This window comes from Nitrospirota bacterium, assembly GCA_016207885.1.
In the GTDB taxonomy this organism is placed as follows: Bacteria; Nitrospirota; Thermodesulfovibrionia; order UBA6902; family UBA6902; genus JACQZG01.
This window is the reverse complement of sequence record JACQZE010000006.1, coordinates 22,468-45,978: the sequence shown is the minus strand read 5'-3', so window position 1 is coordinate 45,978 and position 23,511 is coordinate 22,468. Positions and strand designations below refer to the sequence as shown.

Sequence of the window (23,511 nt, the reverse complement as noted above, 5' to 3'; positions counted from 1 at the left end):
AAAAGGTTATATCAATAATGCGCAAGGTATATAGAAAGACCGAGTATGTTTTTTTGGGGCTGTTGATCGTATTCTTTGTGGTTTTTACACTTTATAATTTCGGTTTTGAGATATACACTTATCTATGGCATATAAAAAATCCCGGCCCCATTGTTTTAAATAACTTGAGAGTTACCATACCCGAGGGCCTGGTCGGCAGGATCGGCGAGAACAATGTTGTTGAGGCCACATATTTAAAAGATCCCCTTAAGGCAACTATCTATTTGAGGCAGATGGATTATGAACCGGCAAGTAATATATGTGACATGAGCCCCGGCACAGTAGAAAAGAGTCCGTGTAAGATCTCAGGCAGGGAATGTATAAGGCTCAGATTTAACAGGGATTATAATGACGGATACATAGAGGAATTGTATCTTACAACTGAAAAAGCCTATATTTCATTTCAGGGCGACAGGAGTGAAAGGCAGTATTTATTGAAGCTGATCCATGACTTGAAAGCTATCTGATTTCATCCTGTAATCCTCCAGTTTTATTTATTTCTGAGATATAACCATGAAAGACCTTAAAGACATACTTCCCGGCAGGGTCAGCACTGAGGCAGAGGAACTCTTCTGTTACGGTTTTGATGCTTCAAAAGAAGAAGGGATTCCCTCCGCAGTAGTCAGGCCTGTAAATACTGAGGAGGTCTCAAAGGCGGCGCAGTACGCTTTTGAGAACAACATTTCTATTGTGCCCAGAGGAGCCGGGTCAGGGATGACAGGCGGCTCTGTCCCGCTGAACGACTCTATGGTCATCTCTCTTGAAGGTATGAACAGGATAATAGATATTGACGAACGGAATATGGTTGTTACTCTCGAGCCGGGAGTTATCAATAAACACCTTCAGGACAAGCTTGAGCCTTTAGGGCTTTTTTATCCTCCAGACCCGACAAGCATGAACTTCTGCACGATAGGCGGGAATGTGGCTGAAAATGCCGGCGGGCCGAGAGCGGTAAAATATGGAGTGACAAGAGACTATGTGCTTGGGCTTGAAGTCGTTCTTTCTGACGGCGCTGTAATCACGACAGGCGTGAAGACACACAAGGGCGTTGTCGGGTATGACCTGTCATGGCTTATCGTCGGGTCTGAGGGAACGCTTTGTACTGTCACAAAGATATTTTTAAAGGTGCTCCCGCTGCCTGAAGAGGTGATTACAATGCTATGTTCATTCAGCAGCCTTGAGAAAGCCTCTGAATCTGTTCCGATGATAGTCGCATCAGGAACAATACCAAGGACGCTTGAGTTTATGGATTCTGGAGCGATACAGGCGGTGGAAAGCTACAGGCCTGTCGGATTGCCGGGCAACTCTGAGGCGCTTCTGCTGATAGAGGTGGACGGTGCTTCAGACCTCGTCAGGAAAGACGCTGACAAGATCGCATCAATCTGCGCCAGTATGGGAGCAGATGTAAGCATTGCAGACGGCATATACGCAAGAGAGCGGCTTTGGGAATCAAGAAAAGCGCTTTCACCCGCCCTTTATTACCTTAAGCCTGACAAGATAAATGAGGATATAGTTGTGCCGAGAACTAAAATACCGCAAATAATCCGGTCAATTAAGCTCATTGAAGAAAAGTATAACTTAAAGATCGTGAACTTCGGCCATGCCGGTGACGGCAATATTCATGTGAATATAATGACAGACAGAAATAACAAGGAAGAGTATCAGAGAGCGAACTATGCTGTTAAGGATATATTTGCGGAGACACTGAAACTGGGCGGCACAATATCAGGCGAACACGGGGTTGGCATTACAAAGTCAAAATATCTCCGCATGGAGCTGTCTGACGCAAGTATCGGTTTAATGAGGGCAATAAAGGATGTTTTTGATCCGCGTGGCATTATGAATCCGGGGAAGATCTTCCCGTCTGCCTGATCTCAGTTTTTTTACCTTGTTTGAATTCTTTTATTTTTTTTACCTTCTTGGGTATAATAAATACTCTTTTCTGGCAAGATCAGATAAATCACATAAACAGGAGATATGACATGAAAGTTATTTTAAGAGAAGATGTAGAGAATCTTGGCACGATTGGCGCCGTCCTTGAGGTAGCAAAGGGTTACGGAAGGAACTATCTTATACCCAAAAACCTTGCGGTAGAGGCGAATCCTAAGAATATCAAACAGTTTGAACATGAGAAGAAGAAGATCGAGTCAAAGGCCGCAAAGGTTGTCAAGAACTGGAAGGACCTTGCTTCAAAGCTTTCTTCCATATCAGTTACAATCGAGGCACAGGCCGGTGAGGAGGACAAGCTCTTCGGCGCGGTTACAGCTGCGGATATTGCTGAAGCTGTTTTAAAGCAGGGAGTTGAAATAGATAAAAGAAAGATCGTTCTCGGCGAGCCGATCAAACGCCTCGGTTCTTATGAACTGCCTGTAAAACTTTATAAGGATGTGGCCACAACCATTAAGCTGGAAGTCAAAAGAACAGAAACATAAATGCTCGAACGCGCTCAGGACGATAAGATAATAAAATTTCCTTCCGACCGTGTGCCTCCTCAGAATATCGAGGCGGAACAGTCCGTGTTAGGCGCGATAATGTTAGAGAAGGATTCTATCGGTTCAGCCTTAGAGTTTATTACAGCAGATGACTTCTACAAGGATGCTCATAAGAAGATCTACAGCGCTATGCTGGATCTCTACGAGAAAGACGAACCGATAGATTCTATAACACTTACTGAGCAGCTCTCAAAACAGAACCAGCTCAAGGAAGTCGGCGGAGCCTCATACATAAGCTACATAGTCAGCATAGTCCCTACCGCGGCAAATGTCAGATACCACGCAAAGATAGTCAAAGAGAAGGCTATCTTCAGAAATCTCATTAAGACCTCCACTGAGATCATTTCAATGGGCTATGACGGCGATCAGGATGTCGGAGCGCTTATTGATATCGCAGAGACAAAGATGTTCGCCATCAATGAGAAGAAGACGGGGAAATCCTATACTCATATTAAGGATGTGCTCAAGGATACGATAGATCTTGTAGACAGGCTCTACGATAAAAAGGAGCTTATCACCGGCCTGCCCACTGGATTTATTGATCTTGACAAGCTTACAACCGGCTTTAATCCGGGCGATCTTATCGTTGTAGGCGCCCGTCCCGGTATGGGCAAAACCGCCTTCTGCCTTAATATCGCGACGCATGTAGGTATAGAGGTTAAGGCCACTGTCGCGATATTCAGCCTCGAAATGACCAAGGAGCAGCTTGCCTTAAGAATGATATGTTCAGAAGGCGAGGTCAGTTCCAGCAGCGTCCGCTCAGGTTACCACAGTAAAGAAGATTACAGAAAGCTTGTCAATGCCGCAGGCAGGCTTGCTGAGGCTCCAATATACATCGATGATTCATTCAACTCGGTGCTTGATATCAGAGCCAAGTGCAGGAGGCTGAAAAAAGAGCACGGCCTGGCGCTTATAATTATCGACTATCTTCAGCTTATGAGCGGCGTAGGCACGCCTTTCGCAAGGGAACAGGTAATATCAGAAATTTCACGTTCGCTCAAGGCGCTTGCAAAAGACCTTTCAGTGCCGGTTATCGTTATCAGCCAGTTGAACAGGAGCTGTGAAATGAGAGAGAACAAACGCCCTGTGATCGCAGACCTCAGAGAGTCCGGGGCGATCGAGCAGGACGCGGATATAATCCTGTTCCTTTATAGGGATGAATATTACAGTAAGGGCTCTGCTGATCAGGGTATCGCAGAGCTTGATATAGCCAAACAGAGAAACGGCCCGACAGGAAGAGAAAAGCTTACATTTATTGACAAGTACACAAAATTCAAAGACTTTATCGGTATTGAAAACTTTTAAATAAAACAGCGGAAGGTTTACATCAAATTATGATAAGGAAACCAGCTGTTGCAGGCAGTTTTTACCCCTCATCTCCGTCAGATCTCACAGAAGAAGTGAACGGGTATGTGGTTCATGACGCGGTTAAGGACAAAGCGATCGGGATAGTATCTCCGCATGCCGGGCTCATGTATTCCGGCGCCGTCGCAGGCGCGGTCTATTCAAGGATAAAATTCCCAAGTACCTTCATTATCCTCAGTCCTAACCACACCGGCCTTGGAAGCGCTGTCTCCATGATGGCTTCAGGTGAATGGCAGCTGCCCACAGGCAGCCTGAAGATAGACGAGGGCCTTGCAAAGAAAATATTAAAAGCTTCGAGCCTTGTTGAAGAAGATACGCTCGCACATACGATGGAACACTCTATAGAGGTACAGCTTCCTTTTATCATCCATTTTTCATCAGAGGTGAATATCGTGCCTGTCACGATCATGTCTGATTCGGCTGAGTCATGCAGGATGTTGGGAGAGAGCCTTGCCGATGCCATACATGATACGGATTATCCGGTCACGATCATTGCAAGCTCAGACATGAGCCATTACGAGGAAGACTCTGTTGCCCGCGCAAAGGACAATATGGCGATTCAAAAGATCATGAGCCTTGATGCCGAAGGCCTTTACAGGACAGTGAAAAAAGAACACATCTCAATGTGCGGGTATGCCCCTGTAACGGCCATGCTTCATGCTGCCAACAGATTAGGCGCAAAAGAGGCGCGCCTTGTCAAGTACATGACCTCCGGTGATGTCAGCGGTGACTATAAGCACGTTGTAGGATACGCCGGGGTTATAGTAAAATAAACTCTTCATAAAATACCTGAATGATCCCGAACTCCGGGCTGGAGGCTTATATGTCAAAGATGGATGCTGTTGTCAAAACCAAACTTTCGCTTGGTTCCAAATTCAAATTCAGATGCCATAAGGATATCAAGTGTTTTACAAAATGCTGCAGCAATATAGATATACTCCTTACTCCATATGATGTACTGAGGCTGAAGAAGAGGCTCGGCCTGTCTTCAGAAGAGTTTCTGGACAAGTATACATATATGAAGGTCGATGATAATTCTTCGCACCCTTACGCCATGCTTATGATGAATAATGACAAGGAGAGAAAGTGCCCTTTTGTCACAGAGGAAGGATGCAGTGTTTATGCAGACCGGCCGGCAAACTGCCGTTATTATCCTGTAGGGCAGGGCACGCTCAAGGTTGACGGCAAGAACGGGCCTGTTGATGAAGAGTTTTATTTTTTAATTAATGAGGCTCACTGCCTTGGTTTTGAAGAGGATAAAGAATGGACTGTCGCTTCCTGGAGAAATGACCAGGAGGTTGATAAGTATGATGAGGTCAACAGAGAGTGGAAGTCCATCCAGATGAGAAAGAACCTCCCGAATGAACCGGGGCTCGATGAAAAGAAGCAGTTCCAGTTCTACATGGCGAGCTATGACCTCGACAGGTTTAGAAGATATATCTTTGAAAGCAGGTTCCTCGATATCTTTGATATAGATAAAACTGTTGTTGAAGATATCAGGAATAATGATGTGGCGCTTATCAAATTCGGCGCCATGTATATCAAGTATGTGATGATGCTTGAGCAGTCGCTTAAGGTAAAGGACGAGCATTTAACTAAAAAAGACAGTTCCGGTAAATAAAATAGTTTACCAATTTGTCATTCCGGCTTGTCCGGAATGACGTAACTTATTTGAATCACTTAAGGAGGATGTTTTATGGATTGGGGAATGGAAAACAGACTCGCACAGATAATCAAGCCTGACGGCCGCTGCTTCTTCCTGCCTATAGACCACGGTTATTTTCTGGGGCCTACATCAAAACTTGAGAAGCCGGGCGAGACGATAAAACCGCTCCTGCCTTACGCAGATGCACTCTTCGTTACAAGAGGCGTGCTGCGAAACGCTATTGATCCTGTTAAGACCAAGCCGATCATTCTCAGGGTTTCAGGAGGCACAAGTGTTGTCGGCGAAGACCTTGCAAATGAGGGGCTCACTACATCCATAGAAGAGATGATACGCTTGAACGTCTCTGCCGTAGGGATGTCCATTTTTGTCGGAACTCCATACGAGAAAGAGACGCTTCTTAATCTGGCACAGCTCGTCAATGAGTGTGAAGACTTTGGCATACCTGTAATGGCTGTTACCGCTGTCGGGAAAGAGCTTGAGAAGAGGGATGCGCGTTATCTCGGCCTCTGCTGCAGGATCGCTGCTGAGCTTGGCGCCAGGGTTGTAAAGACTTACTGGTGCAAGGATTTTGATAAGGTAGTTAACGGCTGCCCTGTACCTGTTGTTATGGCAGGCGGGCCGAAGTGCGAGACAGAGCTTGAGGTGATGGAGTTTGTTTATGACGGCCTTCAGAAAGGCGCCATCGGAATAAACCTCGGCAGGAATGTCTGGCAGCATCAATACCCGGTTGCGATGATGAAGGCGCTGCATGCGGTTGTCCACAAGAAGGCGACACCTAAAGAAGCAAATGATATCTTCAATGAGATAAAGAATAAGAAGTAATAGTCATATGAAAGTTGCAGTTTATTACAACAACAAAGACGTCAGAATAGAAGAAAGGCCGATCCCGAAGATCGGGCAGGGAGAGATACTCGTGCGTGTTGTCGCCAGCGGTATCTGCGGAAGTGATGTTATGGAATGGTACCGCGTCAAGAAGGCGCCGCGCGTTCTCGGCCATGAGATTACCGGATATATCGCAGAGGTCGGCGACGGTGTTGACGATTACAATGTCGGGCAGAGGGTCTTTGTCTCCCATCATGTCCCATGTAATACATGCCAGTACTGCCTCAGCGGCGCTCATACAGCGTGCGACACTCTTCACAACACCAACTATGACCCCGGCGGATTTTCCGAGTACATCCGCATTCCAAAGATCAATGTTCAGAACGGTGTATATGTTCTGCCTGATGATATGACCTATGAAGAAGGAACCTTTATCGAACCGCTTGCCTGCGTTATGCGCGGGCAGAGGCTCGCAGGACTGAAGCCGGGCAAGAGTGTTCTGGTCATTGGAAGCGGCATATCCGGGCTGATGCATGTAAAACTTGCACGGGCGAGCGGCGCAGGCAGAATTTTCGCAACTGATATAAATGAGTATCGTCTCAATGCCGCAAAGAGGTTTGGCGCTGATGCTGTCTTTAATGCTAAAGATAACATTCATGACCGTATCAAAGATGCCAATGACGGACATCTTGCCGATCTCGTGATAGTATGCGCAGGCGCGCTTCAGGCATCGCTTGACGGGATCAAATGTGTAGAGCGCGGAGGAACAGTACTCTTCTTTGCCGTGCCGGAGCCTGAGGTGATGGTGCCTGTCCCGATGAATGATCTCTGGAGAAATGAGATAACGCTCATGACCTCATACGGCGCAGGGCCTGATGACCTTCAGATGTCGATAGATATTATGCGCGGCAAGAGGATATCTTTCAGCGATATGATCACCCACAGGCTGCCGCTTGAAAAAGCGCAGGATGGATTCAGGCTTGTTGCAGAGGCAAAAGAGTCTATAAAGGTCATTCTTGAGCCGGATATAAATTGCTAATTAATTTCGGAGGATAATAATATGTCATTACTCGTTGTAGGTTCTGTCGCATTTGATGCTGTTAAGACACCATTCGGTGAAGTTGATGAGGCATTAGGCGGTTCAGCAACATACTTCTCAACAGCCTCAAGCTACTTCACGGATGTTGCTGTTGTTGCGGTTGTGGGTACTGACTTTCCTGAAAAGCACCTTACATCCTTAAAGAGTCATGGCATAAACATTGATGGCATCGAACGGAAAGAGGGCAAGACCTTCAGGTGGAAGGGCGAATACGGTTATGAATTAAATGAGGCAAAGACGCTTGATACACAGCTTAATGTCTTTGAATCATTCAAGCCGAACCTGCCTGAAAGCTACAGGAACCGCAAGGTCGTCTTTCTTGCTAACATAGACCCTGACCTTCAGAGAGATGTCCTCAGCCAGGTTAATGAGCCCGCGCTCGTTGCCTGCGACACAATGAACTTCTGGATCAGCGGGAAGAAGGACTCACTCATTAAAACGCTTAAGAGCGTTGACATACTTCTAATCAATGACGGCGAAGCAAGGCAGCTTGCGAATGAGCCGAACCTTGTGAAGGCCGCAGGTATAATCATGAAGATGGGGCCGACAACGCTTGTAATAAAGCGCGGTGAATACGGCGCACTGATGTTCACGGGCAAGGAGATATTCGCAGCGCCTGCATATCCTCTTGAGGCGGTATTCGATCCCACAGGCGCAGGCGACAGCTTCGCAGGCGGCTTCATGGGTTATCTCACCAACACGATGAACTTTGAGCCTGCAAACATCCGCAAAGCGATAATCTTCGGCAGCGTCATGGCATCATTCAATGTAGAATCATTCAGCCTGGACAGGCTCAAGACACTTGATTATCCTGAGATAGAAGCGCGGTACAGAGAGTTCAAGAGGCTGACGCATTTTGAGGATTTAGGGTAGGGGAATTAAGTTTTTTTGTATAGAAAATACGGACGGCTGTATTTTAGTTGTTAGACGATAAGGGAATCATCAATATGTTTAAATAATAACAGCTTGACATACACTACGATGAAGAAAATATTTTATGTAATACTGACATTTATTCTGTGGTCTTTTATTCCACAAATAGCAATAGCCGAGAATCATAAAGATAGTTCTGGTTGGTCATATTCTGTTGAAGACGGCATTGAAAAATCAAAAAGATCATATTTGCTTGTTAGTGATCCGCAATTACAACCAGAGAGGCGAATCACTGTCGTTAGTCAATGTCAAAAACCTTGTCTAACTGAGGGAACCTATGGTAAATGTGTTCATGATATTAGTATCCAACCAACGAACATAACTCTTTCAATAGTCACAGGAGAAGATATTGTTATTGTTGATGCTTTTGAGGACATCCTAATTTTAGGAACTATTCAATACGGATGCTGTACAGAACCAGATGTTATCAGGTTTTATTCCGAGAATGGAAAATATATTGGAAGATTAGATTCATACAGGCCATTGAGAATTGGTCAAAATATAATCAGGGATGGACTTTCTTTAACCAATAGCACAGGACGTCACGAGAACGTAAAATATCTCGTTGTACAAGATGATGAAGATAACTATAAATATTATGCATGGATTAGAGAAAACAAGAATGAGTTGGTAAAGGTTCCTATATTGTTTTCCATTCCTAATAGAGAAGCTTGCGGTGAATGGTATTTAAAAGAATTTACTAAGTACATTGACCGTCAAGATATTACGATGACTCTTGAAGGGCGATTATGTGAGACACAAAATCGAGCTTTTGATTGTCACAGAACTGAAAGTAACGTAACATGTTCACCGAGTAATAAAAAATAGTCTGACAAGTCGTTAGCCCTTAAAAACTCAAGCCAATCAGCATCTATATCTTTTCTCACCCATCAGTTGAATAGGCAGCTATCAGCCTTTATGTCCGTTTAGCTTTGGAGCGTTTGGAATGGTACGTTACGCCAACTTCAGCTACGCGCATCCCGCTCCCTTTTTTCTCCGGCTCGAATATGACGCGGACTTTGGCATGAAGTGCTTCGGCAACACGGCGCAGGGCGCTGAGGGAGTGTCCTTCGTAGTTTGGAGACTCCAGTCGGCTGATCTGCTGTTGTGATGTCTTGAGTATCTTCGCTAAATCTTTCTGTGAAAGCCCGGCCTGCTCGCGGAGTGCAGTAATCTGCAGAGCAACATCCCATGCCTCGCCAGCGTCTTTAAAGCGGGCGGCAAATGCCGAATCCTTCATCTGCTCTTCCATGTAACGATCGAAATTTGTTTTTTTCATATGATGCGCTCTCATAAAATTATAGCGTAAAGTTTATAACCATGTCAACATCAATATTGATGTATGCTCAAACGTAAATCTGAAAAGGGGAGGGGTTAGCTATTGTTATTAATCGAATAATCAGCCAACTTCTTTTTTCTGGAGAGCGGCATCTGTGCGCGGATGCGTTTGAGGATTTCTTCTTTTGAAAAGTCTTTCTCCATGAGCCTCTCAATTGCAATTTCTCTGTTGCAGTACACGACAACTGTCTTGTCAAAATACTTATCAAAGCCGGTCTCAAATAGCAGAGGGACTTCAATGACGATGGTTGCTGTTCTGTCTTTACTGTAAATTTTCTTAGTGATGGCCTTGATCTCTTTCAGCACTTCAGGGTGAATGATCTTTTCAACTGCCTTTCTTTTTTCAGGGTCAGCAAAGATGATCTTGGCAATACGGCTTTTTATCAGGATAAGTTTGCCGTTTCTTTTTTGAGTTATCTCTTTGCCAAGTATTTTAGCAAGCTTATTAATGATAACCGGACGTTTGAGAATATCAGCTACAAGTTTATCGCTGTCAACGGTATGCGCGCCGAGCTTTTTGAAGTGCTTCAGCACAGTTGATTTGCCTGTTCCGAATCCGCCTGTCAGTCCTATGGTAGGCATAAGTGGATTATAGCAGATTTAGGGTGTAATCATATTCGCTTATTAGTGTCATTCTGGCTTGTCCAGAATCTTGCCTTAAAACTGATTCCAGACAAGCTGGAATGACAGATCGATTTCTTGACTTAGATATATGATGCTGATAATATATTTTGTCTGTAAAAACACTTTAAATCCTGTCCATTAGTGAGTTGTTCGTGCCGGTGTTTCAAGAGATATTATTTAAGGGGGAATGATGATCGTTGCAATTGGCTGTGACCATGCCGGAGTTACATTGAAAGACGCGCTGCTGCCTGCGCTTGATAAACTTGAATTAAGCTGTGAGGATGTCGGCACTAAAGATGAGGAGTCAGTTGATTATCCTGATTTCGGAGCTAAAGCTGCTGAGATGGTCTCAAGCGGCAAGGCGGAAAGAGGGATACTTATTTGCGGGACAGGTATCGGGATGTCGATCGTGGCGAATAAATTCCCGGGCATAAGAGCTGCGCTCTGCCATGATGTTGATTCTGCAAGGATGAGCAGGCTGCATAATGACGCGAACATGCTGATACTTCCTGGAAGGTCATTGGATAATAAGACCGCATTTGAGATTGTCAGGGTCTGGTTTCAGACCGATTTTGAGGGCGGACGCCACCAGAGAAGGCTTGATAAAATAAAAGCGATAGAGGATAAACTGCTATGCCGTTAAATATGTCTGAATTGCAGAAGGCCGATCCCGAGATATACGACGCGATAGTCAATGAGATCAGGAGAGAGAAAGAGCAGCTTATACTGATAGCCTCTGAGAACTATGCCAGCAGGGCTGTCATGGAGGCTCAGGGCACAGTCTTTACAAATAAATATGCAGAGGGATATCCCGGCAGGCGGTATTACGGCGGATGTGAATATGTTGATATAGCTGAAACACTTGCCATTAACAGGGCCAAGGAACTCTTCGGCGCCGAGCATGTCAATGTTCAGCCTCATTCCGGCACACAGGCTAATATGGCTGTCTACTGCGCGATGTTAAAGCCCGGAGATAAAATACTTGGCATGAGCCTCAGCCACGGCGGCCATCTCTCTCACGGCTCACATGTAAACTTTTCAGGGATCGTTTATGAAGGATCTTCTTACGGAGTCGGCAAAAAGACCGGGACTATAAATTACAATGAGGTAAGAAAGATAGCGAAGAAGATCAAGCCGAAGATCATTGTTGCAGGCGCCAGCGCGTATTCAAGGATAATCGATTTTAAGAAGCTGTCAAAAATTGCCGTAGAATGCAAGGCGTATCTGATGGCTGATATAGCACATATCTCCGGCCTTGTTGCCGCAGGGGTTCATCCTTCACCCGTTCCTTACGCGGACTTTGTCACGTCTACCACGCACAAAACCCTTAGAGGGCCGAGAGGCGGGCTGATCATGTGCAAAGAGCAGTACGCCAAGCAGATAGACAAGATGGTATTCCCTGGCATTCAGGGCGGCCCGTTGATGCATGTCATTGCCGCTAAGGCGGTTGCTTTAAAAGAGGCGTTATCTCCGGGCTTCAAGCACTATCAGATACAGATAGTCAAGAATGCAAAAGAGTTAAGCGGAGCCCTGATAGAGAGAGGCTTCAAGATAATATCAGGCGGGACAGATACGCACCTTATGCTTATTGACCTTACCAACAAGAAGATATCAGGCAAAGATGCGGAGACAGCGCTTGACCTTGCAGGTATCACTCTTAATAAAAATGCTATCCCTCATGACAAGCTTCCGCCTGCAATAACAAGCGGTATCAGGATCGGGACTCCTACGGTGACCACCCGCGGCATGAAAGAGCCTGAGATGATAATTATCGCAGGCCTGATAGACTCAGTGCTGCAGGCACCAAATGACAAAGATAATATCAGGCGTGTCAGAGATAAGGTCAAGGCTTTATGCAGGAAGTTTCCTGCGTACAGCGACCTGAAGGTTTAACCATTTAACTCTGATCGCTTTACTAACTAATTATGAAGTGCCCTTTCTGTGGTTTTGTCGAAGACAAGGTTATCGACTCCCGTTCAAGCAAAGAGGCCGATGTCATAAGGCGCAGGCGGGAATGCCTGAAGTGCGCAAGCCGTTTTACGAGTTATGAGCGCATAGAGGAGATACTTCCGCTTGTGGTCAAGAAAGACGGCAGGCGCGAGGCCTTTGACAGGCAGAAGATCATACACGGCCTTGAAAAGGCCTGCGAGAAGAGGCCTGTCAGCGTCGAGAAATGGGAAGCCCTTACAGCAAGGATCGAAAAGAAACTCCAGGCGCTCGGCGAGAAGGAGATACCGAGTTCCCTCATCGGAGAAGAGATAATGTCTGGGCTTAAAGATATAGATGAGGTGGCTTATGTGCGGTTTGCATCGGTCTACCGCCAGTTCAAAGATATAAAAGAGTTCATGGAAGAGATAAAGGATCTTTATTTTCATAAATAAGCTTTTCTGTCCCCGTATCACCGCTGCCTTATCCGCTGTTGATCATTTAATGCTGTCTTCCTTGACAATGAAAATCATATAAAGATATTATTTATACAGGTAATATATGTTTGAAAAGTTCACGGAAAAAGGCAGAAAGGTCATTATCAATGCCCGGGACGAGGCTGAGAAACGTCAAAACGACTACCTCGGTACCGAGCACCTTCTCTTGGGCCTTCTCAAAGATGAGGACGGGCTCCCTTTAATTATCCTCAAGAAGATGGGAATTTCTGTGGGCGAACTGCGGATCGAAGTTGAGCGTAACCTTCCCGCAAGCTCCAGTGTCCTCGCCTTTGGTGATATACCCTTTACGCCACGAGCTAAAAAGGTGCTCGAACTTGCGGTAGAAGAAGCCCGTCTTCTGGGCCACAGTTATATCGGAAGCGAACATCTTTTGACAGGCCTTATCAGGGAAGATGAGGGCATCGCGGGGAAGATACTCAGAAGCCTGGGCGCTAACCTTCTCGCAGCCCGCCAGTTGGCCATTAACCTGTCAATACGCGGAGTGCAGCAGGCTGTCAAGGACAAGAAGAGCAAGACACCCGCACTTGATGAATTCGGAAGGGATATGACCCAGCTCGCAAGAAGGGGCAAGCTTGATCCGGTTATCGGCAGAACCAATGAGATAGAGAGGGTGCTTCAGATATTGGGGCGGAGGCTCAAAAACAACCCTGTCATTATAGGAGATCCCGGAGTTGGAAAGACCGCTATTGTTGAGGGGCTTGCCCAAAGGATAATCAACAAAGACGTTCCTGAGAACCTTTATAACAAGAGGATAGTAAGCCTTGATCTCGGCGCTCTGATAGCAGGCACCAAGTACAGGGGACAGTTTGAGGAGAGGCTGAAGCTTCTGATGAAGGAGATAACCCAATCCGACAATATAATACTCTTCATCGATGAACTTCATACCCTCGTTGGTGCAGGCGCAGCAGAAGGTTCTGTCGACGCGTCTAATATGCTTAAACCGGCTCTGTCAAACGGCGAGATCCAGTGCATCGGCGCCACGACATCTGATGAGTACAGGAAATATATTGAAAAGGACGGCGCCTTTGAGCGGCGTTTCCAGCCGATATTCGTTCAGCCTCCTTCTGTTGAGGAAACAATTGACATGCTTAACGGCCTGAAGAGTAACTATGAATTGCATCACAAAATTAAAATAAGTGATGAGGCCATCAAGGCATGTGTCAACCTTTCAGACAGATATATTACCGCCAGATCGCTTCCTGATAAGGCTGTGGATGTACTTGACGAGACAGGCGCAAGGATGAAACTGAAGATGTTCATGATGTCTCCGGAGCTCAGGGAACTTGAATCTGAGCTTAAAAAAGTCAATAAAGAAAAAGGCCTGTATATTAAGATCCACGATTTTGAAAAGGGTGCCGCTGCCAAGAAAGAGGAAGACAGGATAAGGGAACTCTATGACAGCCTTCTTGAAAAATGGCGTGAGAACCAGCAAAATGAGACCCCTGTCGTATATGAGGATGATATAGCATACACGGTATCAAAGATCACAGGCATCCCGCTTTACAGGCTTGAAGAGAATGAGTCTGAGAAGCTTCTCCGCATGGAGGAAGAGCTTCATAGAAGCATAGTCGCGCAGGATGATGCCGTTAATGTTATTTCAAAGGCGATAAGGCGCTCACGCGCGGGGTTGAAGGCAAGGAAGCGTCCAATAGGTTCCTTCTTCTTCCTCGGCCCTACAGGAGTGGGAAAGACAGAGCTTGCCAAGTCTTTGGCGAAATTCCTTTTTAATGATGAGAATGCGCTGATAAAAGTTGATATGTCTGAATATATGGAGAAGTTCAATGTCTCCAGGCTGACAGGCGCGCCTCCCGGATATGTAGGTTATGAGGAGAGCGGCCAGCTTACAGAGACTGTAAGGAGGAGGCCCTATTCAGTAATCCTCTTTGACGAGATCGAGAAGGCTCATCCTGATGTCTTTAATGTGCTTTTGCAGGTGCTTGACGAAGGTGTGCTTACTGATAATCTCGGGAGGAAAGTTGATTTCAAGCACACGATAATAATAATGACATCAAATGTAGGCACCAGGTTCACCGATAATATGACGCCGCTCGGTTTTCAGAACGCTGCTCCAGAAGATAAATACAAAGAGATCAAAGACAGGGTTCTCAGCGAGCTTAAACAAAAATTCAATCCGGAGTTCCTGAACCGCATTGATGATATTGTGGTCTTTCATCAGCTTGAGAAATCACATCTTGTAAAGATCGTTGACCTTCTGATGATAGAACTCAATAAGCAGCTTATTGAGCAGGACATCACGGTAGAACTGAGCGATGATACCATAGAGTGGCTGATCGACAATAATTATCAAACAGCTTACGGCGCAAGGCCTATGAGAAGGGCGATCCAGAAGTATATAGAAGACCCCCTGTCAGAAGAGATACTCAGGGGAAGATTCAGGGAATTGAAGAATATCAGGGTTATTATTGAAGACGGCAGGCCTGTTTTTATTGAGAGCGGCCTTGAAGCGCTTGTATCCAGCTAATTGTTCCCGATGCCCTTTCCTGATAAAAATCTTTTTGTGTCAGCATCTTCATAGGTAATTATATTTTTTATTTTATATTCTTTTATTAAAGACAGAGAGGTCCAATGCAGATAGAATCAATGACAGGTTTCGGCAGCGCTGAAAAGGGTGATTTCAGCGTTGAAGTGCGTTCAGTTAATCATAAGAACCTTGATATTCATTTTAACGCCCCTTCATATCTTTACCGCCTTGACCCTGATATAAGGAAACTTGCCAAGGACAGTTTCAGCAGAGGCCGCGTTGATATTCATGTTTCAAGGCGTTCCGGCAATGAGAAGAAGATACATGTCAATACCAGGTTGGCGCAGGAGTATCAAAAAGCCCTGCTCTCATTAAAGAAAGAATTAAAGCTTAAGGATGATCTCGGATTGAGTTTTTTCGCATCGTTAAGAGATGTTTTTTCGTCTGATGATCCTGATCTGAATGTTTCTGATTTTAATTCAGCGCTGAATTCAGCGCTGAAGAAGCTGAAGGTCTCCAGATGCAAGGAAGGGAAGGCCCTTGTGGCTGATATTAATAAGAGGGCGCTGGCAATAAATAAATACCTGCTGAAGATCGAGAGCAGGAGAAAGAAGATCACATCAACTGCCGTAAGCAGCCTTCGTGACAGATTAAAAGATATCATGAAGGATACCCAGATCGATGAGGCGCGCCTGATTCAGGAGGCAGCCATTCTGACAGAGAGATCAGATATTACCGAAGAAGCGGTCAGGATAAAAAGCCATCTTAATTATATGAAGGATATAATCAGGTCAGGGGACACGGTCGGGAAAAAACTTGATTTTGTTATTCAGGAGCTCCGGAGAGAGGTCAACACCATAGGCTCCAAGAGCGCTGATATAGAGATCACAGTCTCTGTTGTAGAGATGAAGGACGAACTTGAAAAGATCAGGGAACAGGTGCAAAATTTACAGTAATTGATCATGGATATGAGCAGAGAAACAGCGGCATCTGAAAAAAAAGGGGATATTTTTATTGTGTCAGCTCCGTCCGGAGCCGGCAAGACCACCCTTTGCCATGAACTTCTGAGGAAACTCCCGAATCTCAGGCATTCAGTGTCATATACAACCAGGCCTCCAAGAAGGGGGGAGGTCGATAAGGTTCATTATCATTTTGTGACGAAAAAGAGGTTTATGAAGATGATAGAGAACAATGAGTTTGCCGAGTGGGCGATGGTTCATGGGAACCTCTACGGAACCGCTATCAAAAAGCTGGAAGAGTCAAATAATAAAGGGTATGATATAATACTTGACATTGATATCCAGGGCGCTGCCCAGATGAGGCGCAGGTTCCGGGATGCTTATTATATATTCATTCTGCCTCCAAGCGGCAAGGCCCTTAAAGAGAGGCTGAGCGGGCGGAAGTCAGACTCCAGGGAAGAGATAAAAAAACGCCTTGAAAGGGCGATAGATGAGATGGCAAGCTACAATAAGTATGATTACATTATTATTAACGACAAGCTCGCAGATGCTTTAAAAGAACTTGAGAGCATTATTGTTTCATCGAGATTAAGAATTAAGAGGGCTGACCTCGGAAGAATAAATAAGATCACAAAATAAATATCTGCAGTTATAGAAAGAGGAGAATAATGGACATAATTTCATTACCGATTGATGTTGATAAAACCAGGATAGAAGGGAATTACAGGCTGGTCGCTGCCGCGGTTCTCAGGGCCAAGGAACTTGCAAAAGGGGTGCCGCACGAAATATACACCTCATCGCAGAAGGTAACGACTATCGCCATTGAAGAAATAACTACCGGCAATCTTGATGTCCTTGTCGGCAAGGAAGCGGCAGAGGCAAAGGAAAAAGCAAAGAAACTTGAGCAGAAGCGCGCTGTTGAGGAATCCAGAGAGACAGAGAAGTTCCCTGAAGACCTTACCGAGCTCGAGAAAGACCTTAAGGTCTATCTTACGGAAAAAGGCGAGAGGGACAGTAAAAAGGTCATTGAAGAGATCTTCGGAGACGGCAAGAATAGTGACTGATGGGGAAGAATATACTCCTTTGCGTCACAGGCAGTATCGCCGCATATAAATCTGTCGGCATAGCAAGGCGCCTGACAGAATCCGGCGCATCGGTCAGTGTTGTAATGACCGGGGCATCTGAGCGTTTTATCACTCCACTTACATTTGAGGCGGTAACAGGCAACAAGGTATTTTCCGGCCTTTTCGCTGAGCCGCTGAGCCATATAAGCCTGCCGGAAAATACTGACCTGATCCTTATCGCGCCTGCTACCGCAAACATAATAGGTAAATACGCTGCCGGCATAGCAGATGATATGCTGACCACCATACTGCTTGCCTATGACGGGCCTCTTCTCATCGCTCCTGCCATGAACTCAAAGATGTACAACAACCCTATTGTAAAAAAGAACATAAAATATCTTTCCGGCCTCGGGGTGAAATTTATCGGGCCTGAATCAGGATCTCTTGCTTGCGGCGACACCGGCGTGGGCAGAATGTCTGATCCCGAAGATATAGTGGAAGCCGCTCTGAATGAACTATCTCCCAAGGATCTGAAAGGCCGGAAGATAGTTGTTACAGCCGGGCCTACTATAGAATCTATAGACCCGGTAAGATTCATATCCAACAGATCTTCCGGCAAGATGGGCTATGAGATAGCGCGCGCAGCAGCAAGGCGCGGCGCGGATGTGGCTCTTGTCAGCGGCCCCTCAGCGCTCAAGCCTCCGGCCGGTGTATCTTTTTATAAGGTAGAGAGCGCTTCTGATATGAAGGATGCAGTCGATAAAAAGTTCCGTTCCTGTAATGCTCTAATAATGACCGCGGCTGTTTCTGACTTCACTCCTTATGCAGCGAGCGGCAGCAAGATTAAAAAAGGCGGACTTGCATCTCTGAAATTAAAGCAGTCACCGGATATACTTAAGGAGCTTGGAAAGAAGAAGGGCGGGCGGATGCTGGTCGGTTTTGCGGCAGAAAGCAGTAAAGACATAGCCAGCGCAAAAAAGAAGCTGAAAGAGAAAAACCTTGATATGATCGTCCTTAATGACATCACAAAGAAAGACGCGGGTTTTAATGTTGATACCAATATTGTTACGATAATAGACAGAAACGGCAATGCGGCAGACTATCCGAAGATGATGAAGAGCGGTATAGCTGATATAATACTTAACAGGATGATGGAGTTATGGGAGACAACATGAAGGTTTTAGTGATACACGGCCCGAATCTTAATCTTCTCGGCCAGCGTGAATCAGAGATATACGGCACAAAGACGCTTCATGATATAGATGAAATGCTTAGAGCGCTTGCTGCTGAGCTCGGCGTGGAGATATCTATCAGACAGTCCAACCATGAGGGAGAGATCGTTGATATTATCCAGGGCGCAAAAGAGTTCGGAGCGATCATCATAAATCCTGCCGCATACACTCACACAAGCGTTGCCATACGGGATGCCATTGCAGCAGTGAATGTGCCTGCGATAGAGCTGCATCTCTCCAACATCCACAGCCGTGAGGAGTTCAGGCAGAAATCGCTGATAGCCCCTGTTGCATGCGGCCAGATCTCGGGTTTTGGATTTAACAGTTACCTTCTTGCTTTAAGGGCTGCGGTATCAATTATAAATGCAAAAAAAGGCAGCTCTTAAAAAACTTATCCCTGAACTTTGTGTTGACGGGATGCTCATTACCAACCTCGTCAATATTAGATACCTTTCAGGTTTCTCCGGCTCATCCGCGTTCATTATCCTGACACAAAAGTATTCACTCTTCATAACCGACTTCCGCTATAAAGAGCAGGCTGCAAAAGAGGTTAGAGGTTTCAGGATAATAATTGAAAATAGCGAAAGGCCAAAAGAGATCAAAGCCCTTTGTGAGAAGTTCGGGATAAATACCCTCGGTTTTGAGGCGGATGACCTGAAGTATTCTTTTTATAAAAAACTTTTAAAGAACAAAATAAAGCTTAAGCCGCTTAGTGATGCCGTAGAATCGCTCAGGATCATTAAATCCGATAATGAGTTGTCCAACATCAGGATAGCTGTAAAAAGGGCTGAAAAGGCATTTAAAAGGCTTTTGCCCCATATTAAGACGGGGGAAAACGAGAGAGGGCTTGCGCTGCGTCTTGAGGGTTATCTGAGGGAGGAAGGCTGCGAAAAACTTCCATTCGGGGCGATAGTTGCATCCGGGCCGATCTCTGCGCTTCCTCATGCCAGGCCGACCAACAGAAAGCTCAAAGCCGGTGATCTGGTCGTATTTGACTGGGGCGGTGAATGCGAAGGGTATTTTTCCGACATATCAAGGACGGTATTGCTCAACGGCAGGAATATTAATAACCAGAAATTTGTATACTCTGTCGTGTTAGAGGCGCAGATGAGGGCTATCAAGGCTGTAGGGCCGGGAGTTATGGCGTCTGCCGTTGACGCGGCAGCCCGGGACTATATCAAACTGGAAGACCTTGATGATTTCTTCGGCCATGCAACAGGGCACGGCGTAGGTCTTGCAATTCATGAAAAACCTGTAGTATCATGGCGGAGCAAAGATGCCGTGGAAAATGGTATGGTATTTACTGTGGAACCGGGGATATATATCCCGGACTTCGGCGGGGCCAGGATCGAGGATATGGTTGTTGTGACAAAGAGCGGCGCTGAGGTATTGACCGGGCTGCCGAAGAAATTAAGAATAATACAGGGGTGAAGAATTGATAACTACAAGCGAGTTTAGAAAAGGAGCCAGGATAGAGATAAAAGGGGCTCCGCATGAGATAGTAGAATTTCAGCATATAAAGATGGGAAGAGGCGGCGCTATCGTCAAGACAAAGGTCAGGAACCTCAAGACCGGCAGCATATTTGAGGAATCCTTCAAGGGCGGGGAGAAGGTTGAAACACCGAATCTCGAGGAGAAGTCTATGCAGTATCTTTATAAGCAGGATGATCTGTGCTACTTTATGGATACTGAAAGTTATGAGCAGTTTCCTCTTACCCCGGAGCAGCTTGGGGACGCGCTTAAGTTCATTAAAGAGAATATGACCGTCAAGATACTTTATTATAAAAACGAGCCTCTCACGGTTGATATCCCGTTATTTGTCGAGCTGAAGATAGAGAAGACCGACCCCGGATTTAAAGGCGACACGGCAAGCGGAGGGAGCAAGCCCGCGGTGCTTGAGACAGGGGCTGTTGTAAAGGTCCCGTTCCATATTAATGAAGGCGATGTTATAAGGGTGGACACAAGGACATCCGAATATATCGAAAGGGTGAAATAATGGAACTTGATGAAATAAAAAAACTGATAGACCTGCTGAAGGATACAGACGTAACGGAATTCTCCTTTGAAAAAGACGGGACAAAGTGCAAGATCAAGAAAGAGAGCCACCTTCGCCCTGCAGGAGCCGTGCAGCCGATGATGCAGCCGGCCCTTCATGCAGCGCCTGAACCTGAGAAACCGGCAGCTGCGGCAGCTGCGGAACAGAATCTTGTCCCTGTCACATCACCCATTGTTGGATTTTTCTATCCGGCTCCATCTCCCGATGCGCCTCCGTTTGTAACGGTAGGCAGCAAGGTTGAAAAAGGCCAGATACTCTGCATCGTTGAGGCCATGAAGCTCATGAACGAGATAGAGAGCGATACCAACGGAATAATCAAGAAGATACTCCCTTCAAACGGCCAGTCCGTTGAATACGGCGAGACACTCTTTCTCATCGAACCCCTTTCATGAAACTCTTCAATAAGGTCTTAATAGCAAACAGGGGCGAAATCGCAGTAAGGATAATCAGGACCTGCCGCGAGCTCGGCATAAGCACTGCCGCAGTATACTCTGACGCCGACAGGAACGCGCTTCATGTAAGGCTCGCTGACGAGTCTGTATGCATAGGCCCGGCCTCTTCCACGCACAGCTATCTCAATATTCCCGCGATCATAACCGCTGCCGAGATCACAGATTCCGAAGCAATTCATCCGGGCTATGGCTTCCTTGCGGAGAATGCCCAATTTGTTGAGGCATGCAACGCCTCAAATATCACATTCATAGGCCCGTCAGCAAAAAATATCCGAGCTGGCGGCGACAAGGCAAATGCAAGGCAGCTGATGAAGCAGCATAATGTACCTGTAGTTCCTGGAAGCGATAACCCTGTCCTGAGCGAAGAAGACGCGGTCGAAGTGGCAAAGAAGATCGGCTTCCCTCTTATCATAAAGGCCTCGGCAGGCGGCGGCGGCAAAGGCATGCGCGTGGTGAATGATGAGAGCGAGGTGGTGAAGATGTTCCATACAGCGCAGAAAGAAGCGCTTGCGGCATTCGGCAACGGCGAGCTTTACATAGAGAAGTTCATCACTGAGATGAAGCATATCGAGGTACAGATATTAGCTGACAATAAAGGCAAGATAATACACCTCGGAGAGCGTGACTGCTCCATACAGAGAAGGCATCAGAAGCTCCTTGAAGAGGCGCCTTTCATCTTTTCCGATAAAGCATTTACTGCGAAGTTAGGGCAGGCTGCGATCGCTGCTGCCAGGGCTTTCAAGTACAGAAATGCCGGGACGATAGAATTTATCTATGACAAGGACGGAAGCATCTACTTCATGGAGATAAATACCAGAGTACAGGTGGAGCATCCAGTGACCGAGATGGTGACCGGCATTGACATTATCAAAGAGCAGATAAAGCTTGCAGCAGGCCTTCCGCTTTCTTATAAACAGTCTGACATCAGATTTACAGGCCATTGCATCGAGTGCAGGATAAATGCCGAAGACCCGGAGAAGTTCATTCCGTCACCGGGCAAGATAACGCTCTTCATCCCGCCGGGAGGCCGCGGAGTAAGGGTAGATACAGCAGCATATACAGGCTGGACAGTTCCGCCCCACTATGATTCTCTCATAGCAAAGCTCATAGTTCACGGCAGAGACAGGGCCGATGCAATAAACAAGCTCAGGAACGCGCTCAAAGAATTCATTGTAGAAGGCATCAAGACGACGATACCTCTGCATCTCAAAATACTTGAAAATCCGGAATTTATCGCAGGAAACTTTAATACTGATTTTCTTGAGAAAAACCTAAACCCCAGGAAGCCGCTCATTACTGATACTGTTGAAGATACACTTCAATAAAGAACGTGCGTTATACCTCATCTCAGACAGGGATACAGCCTGCATCTCGCATTCAGAGATCGCGAAGACGGCGCTCTCAGCAGGAGTGAGAGTAATTCAGCTCAGAGAAAAGCGCCTCAGCAAAAAAGAGATATTTTCTGAAGCAGTATCAATCAGAACCCTTACCCGCAGTTATAACGCTACATTCATCATCAACGACTATATAGACATGGCACTTGCCGTTGATGCCGACGGAGTTCATCTGGGGCAGGATGATATGCCTGTGAAAGAGGCAAGAAAGATATTAGGCAAAAGAAAGATCATCGGCATATCCACGCATTCAGTAAAGCAGGCTCTGAAGGCGCAGGAAGAAGGCGCAGATTATATCGGCTTCGGCCCCGTATTCCACACATCCACAAAAGACGCAGGCAGGCCGAAGGGGCTGAAGATGCTGGAAGATGTCAGAAGGAATGTTTCAATTCCCATAGCCGCCATCGGCGGCATCACACCTGATACTGCGGCAAAGTTATTAAGTTCAGGCGCTGACGCAGTTGCGGTCGGCTCAGCCATACTCAGAGGAGATATAAAAAAGAATGTGGTCATCTTCTTATCAGCTATCAAAAATCACACAGTGATCTTATGAACTCATTCGACATAGTCATTCTTGTAATAATGGGGGTCACTATTGCATCAGGCATTATCAAAGGCCTTGTGAAGCAGGTGTTCTCTATCGTCGGTATCGTTGCGGGATATCTTCTTTCGGTAAAACTGTATGAACCTGTCACAAACTATTTCTTCGGGCCGGATAACAGCGCCGCGAGAATAGTCATCTTTCTTTCTATTTTTATCTTCTGCATCATCCTTGCCGCGTTAAGCTCAAAGCTGATAGACAGGTTTATGGAAGCAGTCGGGCTAAGCTGGGCTAACCGCATCGCAGGAGGCGGGCTCGGATTTCTTAAAGGCCTTCTGATAGTCTCGGTTATCGCAGGGGTTATCTCAACATTCGTGCAGTCAGAGAGCGATGTGTTAAAGAAGTCTGTGACTCTTCCTTATCTGCTGAAGGTAGTGGATGCCGCAAATAATATTATCCCTGACAATCTTCAGATAAGGTACAGAGGAAGCAAAGAGAAGTAGGGAAGA

At 46.0% G+C, this 23,511-nt stretch carries 27 protein-coding genes; 25 read left to right on the top strand and 2 right to left on the bottom strand.

The window, feature by feature from the left end; translation table 11 throughout:
• Nucleotides 1-17 precede the first annotated feature (17 nt).
• The 10 genes from HY807_05665 (at nucleotide 18) to HY807_05620 (ending at nucleotide 9,244) form a co-directional block, all read left to right on the top strand.
• Nucleotides 18-506 (top strand): hypothetical protein, encoded by a 489-nt coding sequence (locus HY807_05665; GenBank protein ID MBI4825893.1) that lies wholly within the window; start codon nucleotides 18-20, stop codon nucleotides 504-506.
• Between the two features lie 46 nt (nucleotides 507-552).
• Complete coding sequence (locus HY807_05660) at nucleotides 553-1,911, top strand: FAD-binding protein (protein MBI4825892.1); 1,359 nt, start codon at nucleotides 553-555, stop codon at nucleotides 1,909-1,911.
• A gap of 110 nt (nucleotides 1,912-2,021) precedes the next feature.
• On the top strand, nucleotides 2,022-2,471 hold the full coding sequence (locus HY807_05655; GenBank protein ID MBI4825891.1) for a 50S ribosomal protein L9: 450 nt from the start codon (nucleotides 2,022-2,024) through the stop codon (nucleotides 2,469-2,471).
• A complete protein-coding gene (gene dnaB, locus HY807_05650; protein MBI4825890.1) occupies nucleotides 2,472-3,836 on the top strand; it encodes a replicative DNA helicase in 1,365 nt (454 codons plus the stop codon).
• A gap of 29 nt (nucleotides 3,837-3,865) precedes the next feature.
• Nucleotides 3,866-4,669 (top strand): AmmeMemoRadiSam system protein B, encoded by an 804-nt coding sequence (gene amrB / locus HY807_05645; GenBank protein ID MBI4825889.1) that lies wholly within the window; start codon nucleotides 3,866-3,868, stop codon nucleotides 4,667-4,669.
• A gap of 50 nt (nucleotides 4,670-4,719) precedes the next feature.
• On the top strand, nucleotides 4,720-5,517 hold the full coding sequence (locus tag HY807_05640; protein MBI4825888.1) for a YkgJ family cysteine cluster protein: 798 nt from the start codon (nucleotides 4,720-4,722) through the stop codon (nucleotides 5,515-5,517).
• A gap of 75 nt (nucleotides 5,518-5,592) precedes the next feature.
• Nucleotides 5,593-6,384: a 3-hydroxy-5-phosphonooxypentane-2,4-dione thiolase gene (gene lsrF / locus HY807_05635; GenBank protein ID MBI4825887.1), complete on the top strand. Its 792-nt coding sequence runs from the start codon at nucleotides 5,593-5,595 to the stop codon at nucleotides 6,382-6,384.
• Nucleotides 6,385-6,391: 7 nt separating this feature from the next.
• Nucleotides 6,392-7,423 (top strand): alcohol dehydrogenase catalytic domain-containing protein, encoded by a 1,032-nt coding sequence (locus HY807_05630; GenBank protein ID MBI4825886.1) that lies wholly within the window; start codon nucleotides 6,392-6,394, stop codon nucleotides 7,421-7,423.
• Between the two features lie 21 nt (nucleotides 7,424-7,444).
• Nucleotides 7,445-8,356 (top strand): sugar kinase, encoded by a 912-nt coding sequence (locus HY807_05625; GenBank protein MBI4825885.1) that lies wholly within the window; start codon nucleotides 7,445-7,447, stop codon nucleotides 8,354-8,356.
• Between the two features lie 108 nt (nucleotides 8,357-8,464).
• Nucleotides 8,465-9,244, top strand: a complete 780-nt coding sequence (locus HY807_05620) for a hypothetical protein (GenBank protein ID MBI4825884.1) — start codon at nucleotides 8,465-8,467, stop codon at nucleotides 9,242-9,244.
• Nucleotides 9,245-9,332: 88 nt separating this feature from the next.
• On the opposite strand, the gene HY807_05615 is transcribed toward HY807_05620, so the two are convergent.
• A complete protein-coding gene (locus HY807_05615) occupies nucleotides 9,333-9,695 on the bottom strand; it encodes an XRE family transcriptional regulator (protein ID MBI4825883.1) in 363 nt (120 codons plus the stop codon).
• A 95-nt stretch (nucleotides 9,696-9,790) separates the two neighbouring features.
• Nucleotides 9,791-10,336, bottom strand: a complete 546-nt coding sequence (locus HY807_05610) for a dephospho-CoA kinase (protein MBI4825882.1) — start codon at nucleotides 10,334-10,336, stop codon at nucleotides 9,791-9,793.
• A gap of 232 nt (nucleotides 10,337-10,568) precedes the next feature.
• On the opposite strand from HY807_05610, the gene rpiB reads away from it, so the two are divergent.
• From rpiB to HY807_05535, 15 genes are all read left to right on the top strand, one after another.
• Nucleotides 10,569-11,021 carry a ribose 5-phosphate isomerase B gene (rpiB, locus tag HY807_05605; GenBank protein ID MBI4825881.1) on the top strand — a complete coding sequence of 151 codons (453 nt, stop codon included), beginning with the start codon at nucleotides 10,569-10,571 and terminating at the stop codon, nucleotides 11,019-11,021.
• 2 nt (nucleotides 11,022-11,023) lie between these two features.
• The gene (locus tag HY807_05600; GenBank protein MBI4825880.1) at nucleotides 11,024-12,271 is read left to right on the top strand and encodes a serine hydroxymethyltransferase; all 1,248 of its coding nucleotides are present in this window, start codon (nucleotides 11,024-11,026) and stop codon (nucleotides 12,269-12,271) included.
• 32 nt (nucleotides 12,272-12,303) lie between these two features.
• On the top strand, nucleotides 12,304-12,759 hold the full coding sequence (nrdR, locus tag HY807_05595; protein MBI4825879.1) for a transcriptional repressor NrdR: 456 nt from the start codon (nucleotides 12,304-12,306) through the stop codon (nucleotides 12,757-12,759).
• 106 nt (nucleotides 12,760-12,865) lie between these two features.
• Nucleotides 12,866-15,304: an ATP-dependent Clp protease ATP-binding subunit gene (locus HY807_05590; GenBank protein ID MBI4825878.1), complete on the top strand. Its 2,439-nt coding sequence runs from the start codon at nucleotides 12,866-12,868 to the stop codon at nucleotides 15,302-15,304.
• A gap of 104 nt (nucleotides 15,305-15,408) precedes the next feature.
• On the top strand, nucleotides 15,409-16,260 hold the full coding sequence (locus HY807_05585) for a YicC family protein (GenBank protein MBI4825877.1): 852 nt from the start codon (nucleotides 15,409-15,411) through the stop codon (nucleotides 16,258-16,260).
• 12 nt (nucleotides 16,261-16,272) lie between these two features.
• On the top strand, nucleotides 16,273-16,902 hold the full coding sequence (gmk, locus tag HY807_05580; GenBank protein ID MBI4825876.1) for a guanylate kinase: 630 nt from the start codon (nucleotides 16,273-16,275) through the stop codon (nucleotides 16,900-16,902).
• Nucleotides 16,903-16,931: 29 nt separating this feature from the next.
• Entirely contained in the window at nucleotides 16,932-17,327 is a 396-nt protein-coding gene (gene rpoZ / locus HY807_05575; GenBank protein ID MBI4825875.1) for a DNA-directed RNA polymerase subunit omega, read from the top strand.
• Nucleotides 17,327-18,502 carry a bifunctional phosphopantothenoylcysteine decarboxylase/phosphopantothenate--cysteine ligase CoaBC gene (coaBC, locus tag HY807_05570; protein ID MBI4825874.1) on the top strand — a complete coding sequence of 392 codons (1,176 nt, stop codon included), beginning with the start codon at nucleotides 17,327-17,329 and terminating at the stop codon, nucleotides 18,500-18,502. The genes rpoZ and coaBC overlap by 1 nt, the downstream gene beginning before the upstream one ends.
• Nucleotides 18,499-18,945, top strand: coding sequence for a type II 3-dehydroquinate dehydratase (gene aroQ, locus HY807_05565; GenBank protein ID MBI4825873.1), 447 nt, complete (start codon nucleotides 18,499-18,501; stop codon nucleotides 18,943-18,945). Before coaBC ends, aroQ begins: the two co-directional genes overlap by 4 nt.
• Nucleotides 18,923-19,990, top strand: coding sequence for an aminopeptidase P family protein (locus HY807_05560; protein ID MBI4825872.1), 1,068 nt, complete (start codon nucleotides 18,923-18,925; stop codon nucleotides 19,988-19,990). Before aroQ ends, HY807_05560 begins: the two co-directional genes overlap by 23 nt.
• A 4-nt stretch (nucleotides 19,991-19,994) precedes the next feature.
• On the top strand, nucleotides 19,995-20,555 hold the full coding sequence (gene efp, locus HY807_05555; GenBank protein ID MBI4825871.1) for an elongation factor P: 561 nt from the start codon (nucleotides 19,995-19,997) through the stop codon (nucleotides 20,553-20,555).
• Nucleotides 20,555-21,007: an acetyl-CoA carboxylase biotin carboxyl carrier protein gene (accB, locus tag HY807_05550; protein ID MBI4825870.1), complete on the top strand. Its 453-nt coding sequence runs from the start codon at nucleotides 20,555-20,557 to the stop codon at nucleotides 21,005-21,007. The genes efp and accB overlap by 1 nt, the downstream gene beginning before the upstream one ends.
• Nucleotides 21,004-22,392, top strand: a complete 1,389-nt coding sequence (gene accC, locus HY807_05545) for an acetyl-CoA carboxylase biotin carboxylase subunit (GenBank protein MBI4825869.1) — start codon at nucleotides 21,004-21,006, stop codon at nucleotides 22,390-22,392. The genes accB and accC overlap by 4 nt, the downstream gene beginning before the upstream one ends.
• On the top strand, nucleotides 22,373-23,014 hold the full coding sequence (thiE, locus tag HY807_05540; GenBank protein MBI4825868.1) for a thiamine phosphate synthase: 642 nt from the start codon (nucleotides 22,373-22,375) through the stop codon (nucleotides 23,012-23,014). Before accC ends, thiE begins: the two co-directional genes overlap by 20 nt.
• On the top strand, nucleotides 23,011-23,505 hold the full coding sequence (locus tag HY807_05535; GenBank protein ID MBI4825867.1) for a CvpA family protein: 495 nt from the start codon (nucleotides 23,011-23,013) through the stop codon (nucleotides 23,503-23,505). The genes thiE and HY807_05535 overlap by 4 nt, the downstream gene beginning before the upstream one ends.
• Nucleotides 23,506-23,511: the final 6 nt, after the last annotated feature.